The organism is Terriglobales bacterium (assembly GCA_035764005.1).
In the GTDB taxonomy this organism is placed as follows: domain Bacteria; phylum Acidobacteriota; class Terriglobia; order Terriglobales; family Acidobacteriaceae; genus Gp1-AA112.
In genome coordinates, this window is sequence record DASTZZ010000059.1 from 1 (window position 1) to 4,151 (window position 4,151).

Here is a 4,151-nt window from a genome sequence, read left to right on the forward strand (position 1 = left end):
CCGCCGGCCAGGAATCCAAGCGCAAATCCGAGAGTGAGCGAGGCCCAAAACAGGACCACCAAACCTGCCAGCAGGAGAAACATCAGGCGGACAATTCGCTCATAAGCCGCCGTAAAGAATTGGTCATTTATTCCTTGCGGCTGTTCGGAGTCTGCCGAAGGAATCATTCATCTCCCGCCTTCAGTGCCACGCGAAAGAGCTGAACGAAACCGGCAGCGATGCCGAATCCGAGGCCCACGAGATAGATCCAGTCGGTGTGGAAATGAAGATCGAGTAAATGGCCGATGAGCCAGCCGATGAACGTGGCGGCAGGCAGAAGGACGCCGAGCTGGATGTAGCTCTCGATCTCTACCCATTTGTTCTTGCCGGATTTTTCAGGCTTCGGAGGCATACGTCATCTCGTGCACTTGCGGTGACTACTTCGAAGCGACGCTCTCTTCTTTCGTGTTCCACGAGAGTCCACCTCAGGTAGTTGTGGAGGTTCCACCTTGTATGTGCGAAGGGTGATTTTGCCCTCGCGGTGCTTCTTCATGGAGTGCAAGCCTTCCATGATCTCGTCAAAAATGGTGCGCTTGCCGATCATTATCTTTTTCCTGCTCACGCTCGATCTTGCACTCTTGCGTGGGCGTGGAGTCTGTCTCTTCATTGCCAACGGCCTTGTACGGCAGCGGAACGACCCACGCGGCCTGCTTTAAATAATGCAGGAAGCAATTTCCACGCCGTAGCACCGTCCAATCTGGCTACAGGCAGAAGATTGAGCACGACGATAGCTAAACTGTATGGACCAAGAAGCGCCAGCATGGCGTTGAGCGGTTCAATTGTGGTGTAGCCGTGAATAGCTAGAAAAGTGACTACCGGAATTGCGACCATCGTCTGCGCAATTACTCCGGCCCACACGATTACGCATTCAGCAAATCTAGACCAGGGGACTTCGAAACGCGTACACCCGAAGATTGGATAGAGCTCGATCGATAGGACTTCTGATCGATACCGCTGGGCAGCGACGGCGTGTCCGCATTCGTGGATAAGCATGATCCCGAGCCATCCGCAGATTCCCGCGATGGTCAGCAATAGCCCTCGAGTGGCGGCAACAATCATCAGCCCGGCCATGAGCAGCACCGACCAGTGAACATACACATCTGCTCCTCGTATCTGTGCAATGCGAGTGAGCCGATCGACCCTAATAGGCAATGGAACATGGATGAGCTTCGGCATGACGAGCACGATGATAGCCCACCGGGCCGCTAAGCAGAGGTGATCATTGATGTTGGTTTAATCCATCGTGCTGAGACTTTCGGCGACGAAAAGGCGAGCTGAGCACACCTGAATTCCGGGCTGGCGATTTCATATTGAGCACCTCGGCTGCTGCTGTGTTGCGCAGTGAATCGCTCCCAGGCCCCAGATGAAGTCTCCACAATATATTCCGACGACATCCCGCTGTGGGAAGCGCTCTTTGAGGATGTTCAGAGCCACGCGATCATTTGGATCGTTAAACGTCGGCACCAACACGGCTGCATTGGCGATGTAGAAGTTTGCGTAGCTTGCTGGCAAGCGCTGGCGTCGGAACCAGACGGGCGAGGGAAGCGGTAGCTCGATCACGTTTAGCTGCTTCCCATTTTGGTCCGTGGCATTGCGCAATCGGCGGAGATTCTCCTCGAGTGGCGCATGATTTGGGTCGGACGTGTTTTTCTCGACGGCACTGACAACGGTATCAGGCGAAACGAATCGTGAGATGTCATCTACGTGCCCATGAGTATCGTCACCGGCGATGCCGTTGCCGAGCCAGATTGTCTTTTTAATGCCCAGGTAATCTGCGAAGAGCTGTTCCAACTGCTCGCGAGAAACCCCGCGATTTCGCTGCTGAACTTCGCTCAGCAAGCATTCTTCAGTGGTCAGCAGTGTGCCGCGGCCGTTCACGTCGATGCTGCCGCCTTCCAGTACAACGCGGCGGTGCTTGCCATTCACCACAATTTCCGGTTCCCAAAATGGTACTCGGAGCTTTTGCGCCACGAACGCCGGCAGCTTCTCATCTTTCTTGTGGTTCGCATACTTGGCCCAGCCGTTGAATTGCCAATGAGTGATCGCGACCTGCGGTTCCTGCTCGCGCGTGACAAAGATCGGTCCCGAGTCGCGCGTCCATACGCGATCGGTCTTGAAGCGAAAGAACTCGACATTCTCGCTGCCGACGTGCGCCTGTTTAAGAACGCGCTCGGCTGCGCGTTGATGCACGCCATCGTTGACGAGAATGCGGACTTTTTCTCCGCCCGCGATGTGGCGAACTATTTCGGCATATGCCCAGGGAATCGGCTGGAATTTGCCCGGCCAGTCCTCTCGATTGTGCGGCCATGCGATCCACGTCGCTTCATGGGGCTCCCACTCGGCAGGCATGCGGTAGCCAAGGGCTGTCGGGGTTTTCGATTCCGCTGATCTTTTCATGTGTCGATCACAACCGAACCACAGAGGACACAGAGGAGCACGGAGGGCGAAGCGCCAATTTCCTCTTCCTCTGTGCGCCTCTGTGTTCTCTGTGGTGAAAAGTAGAAGTCAATCGAGGAAGCGGTGTCCAATCCCGGAATAGCTGTCGATGCGGCGATCGCGCAGGAACGGCCAATTGCGGCGGACTTCTTCGATCTCCCGCAGGTTCACTTCGGCGCACAGGACTTCTTCGCAATCATGTGATGCCTCGGCGAGCACGCGTCCGAAAGGATCGGTGAGGAAGGATTTTCCCCAGAACTCCAGGCCTGCGCCTTTGGCTTCGTTGCCGCGAATGTTCCCGGTCTCGTGTCCAACACGATTGACCACCGCTACGAAGACTCCGTTCGCAATGGCGTGAGCGCGCTGAATTGTGCGCCAGGCATCGTGCTGCGCGACTCCGTACTGCTCCTTCTCTGCCGGATGCCAGCCGATCGCGGTGGGATAGAACAGGATCTGTGCTCCGTGCAAGGCAGTCAGCCGCGCCCCTTCTGGATACCACTGATCCCAACACACGAGCGTGCCGATGCGCGCGACATCTGTGTCGAAGGCTTTGAATCCCAAATCGCCCGGAGTGAAGTAATACTTCTCGTAATAGAGAGGATCGTCGGGGATGTGCATCTTGCGGTACAACCCGGCGATGTTGCCATCTTTGCCGATCAAGACAGCCGTGTTGTGGTACAGGCCGCGCGTACGCTTCTCAAAGAGGGAAACGATGATTGAAGCATGGGTCTCGCGAGCGACTTTCGACATCGCTTCCGTCGTCGGTCCAGGAATCGGTTCAGCCAGATCGAACAGCGCAGGATCTTCTCGCTGACAGAAATATTGAGTCCGAAACAGCTCAGGCAGGCAGACGATCTGGGCGCCATTGCGCGCGGCTTCGCGCACACGCTGCACTGCTTTCTCCAGATTGGCATCAGGATCAGGCGAGCAGGAGAGCTGGATCAGGCCTACTTGGAACGTGTCTTCCATTTAAAAGCAAAACCCAGAGCGAACACGAAGGTCACGAGGGAAAAATGCGAAGGCCACGGAGAACATCTCCGTGACCTTGATGTTCAGACTTCGTGCCCTTCGTGTTAACTCGGGTTATTCGAAAATCAGAATTGCCGCCGCGATCACCGTAGTCCAGCGACCGTGCTTATCGCCTACCGCCGACTGTGTCATGTTTGCCGTGCGCACGATCTTATTCGAGATGCGGTAGATCTCCTTCTTCTCGTCCCACGACTTGTCTGCGTCGAATTCGACGTCGAGTGTTGTTGCCAGCATTTCTGCAGCCAGTTCCTCGGCGTAGTCGCCGGCCTGGTCATCAGTTTCGCCGAAGCTGTGGTGCTCGCTCATGTACCCGTATGTGCTGCGGTCCGTCGGAATCGCCACGCCGATGCTCGATGCCAGCAAGCGGTGCGGTTCGCGCGTGGAGTTCTCGGCGACCACAGCAAAGACGACTTCGCCGTGATTCAGATACTTCGACCCTTCTTTGCGGGAGACCAGCTTGCAATGCGGTGGAAAGATTGAGGAGACGCGCACCAGATTTTGTGATGCGATGCCGGCGTCTCGAAACGCGAGCTCAAAGGAGGTCAAGCGCTCTTTGAGTATTCCCACTCCCTTGGTGAGAAAGAGCCGCTTGGGAACCATGTCTTTGCCCAATTCAGAGATCCTCCGGAAGGCGTATGAGAAAAAAT

5 protein-coding genes are annotated in these 4,151 nt (G+C 55.9%); all 5 read right to left on the bottom strand.

Annotated features, from left to right (window positions below; translation table 11 throughout):
- Positions 1-163: 163 nt before the first annotated feature.
- Entirely contained in the window at positions 164-391 is a 228-nt protein-coding gene (locus VFU50_08975; GenBank protein ID HEU5232979.1) for an AtpZ/AtpI family protein, read from the bottom strand.
- A gap of 251 nt (positions 392-642) precedes the next feature.
- Entirely contained in the window at positions 643-1,215 is a 573-nt protein-coding gene (locus tag VFU50_08980) for a hypothetical protein (GenBank protein HEU5232980.1), read from the bottom strand.
- A 129-nt stretch (positions 1,216-1,344) separates the two neighbouring features.
- On the bottom strand, positions 1,345-2,436 hold the full coding sequence (locus VFU50_08985) for an agmatine deiminase family protein (GenBank protein ID HEU5232981.1): 1,092 nt from the start codon (positions 2,434-2,436) through the stop codon (positions 1,345-1,347).
- A 108-nt stretch (positions 2,437-2,544) separates the two neighbouring features.
- Entirely contained in the window at positions 2,545-3,444 is a 900-nt protein-coding gene (locus VFU50_08990) for a carbon-nitrogen hydrolase (GenBank protein HEU5232982.1), read from the bottom strand.
- A gap of 114 nt (positions 3,445-3,558) precedes the next feature.
- Positions 3,559-4,151, bottom strand: a 593-nt coding sequence (locus VFU50_08995; protein ID HEU5232983.1) for a pyruvoyl-dependent arginine decarboxylase, incomplete at its 5' end; no start/stop codon positions are given.

Excerpts from the sequence above, each read along its gene's own strand:
- VFU50_08975 (HEU5232979.1), bottom strand. The coding sequence starts at position 391 with ATGCCTCCGAAGCCTGAAAAATCCGGCAAGAACAAATGGGTAGAGATC.
- VFU50_08980 (HEU5232980.1), bottom strand. The coding sequence starts at position 1,215 with ATGCCGAAGCTCATCCATGTTCCATTGCCTATTAGGGTCGATCGGCTC.
- VFU50_08985 (HEU5232981.1), bottom strand. The coding sequence starts at position 2,436 with ATGAAAAGATCAGCGGAATCGAAAACCCCGACAGCCCTTGGCTACCGC.
- VFU50_08990 (HEU5232982.1), bottom strand. The coding sequence starts at position 3,444 with ATGGAAGACACGTTCCAAGTAGGCCTGATCCAGCTCTCCTGCTCGCCT.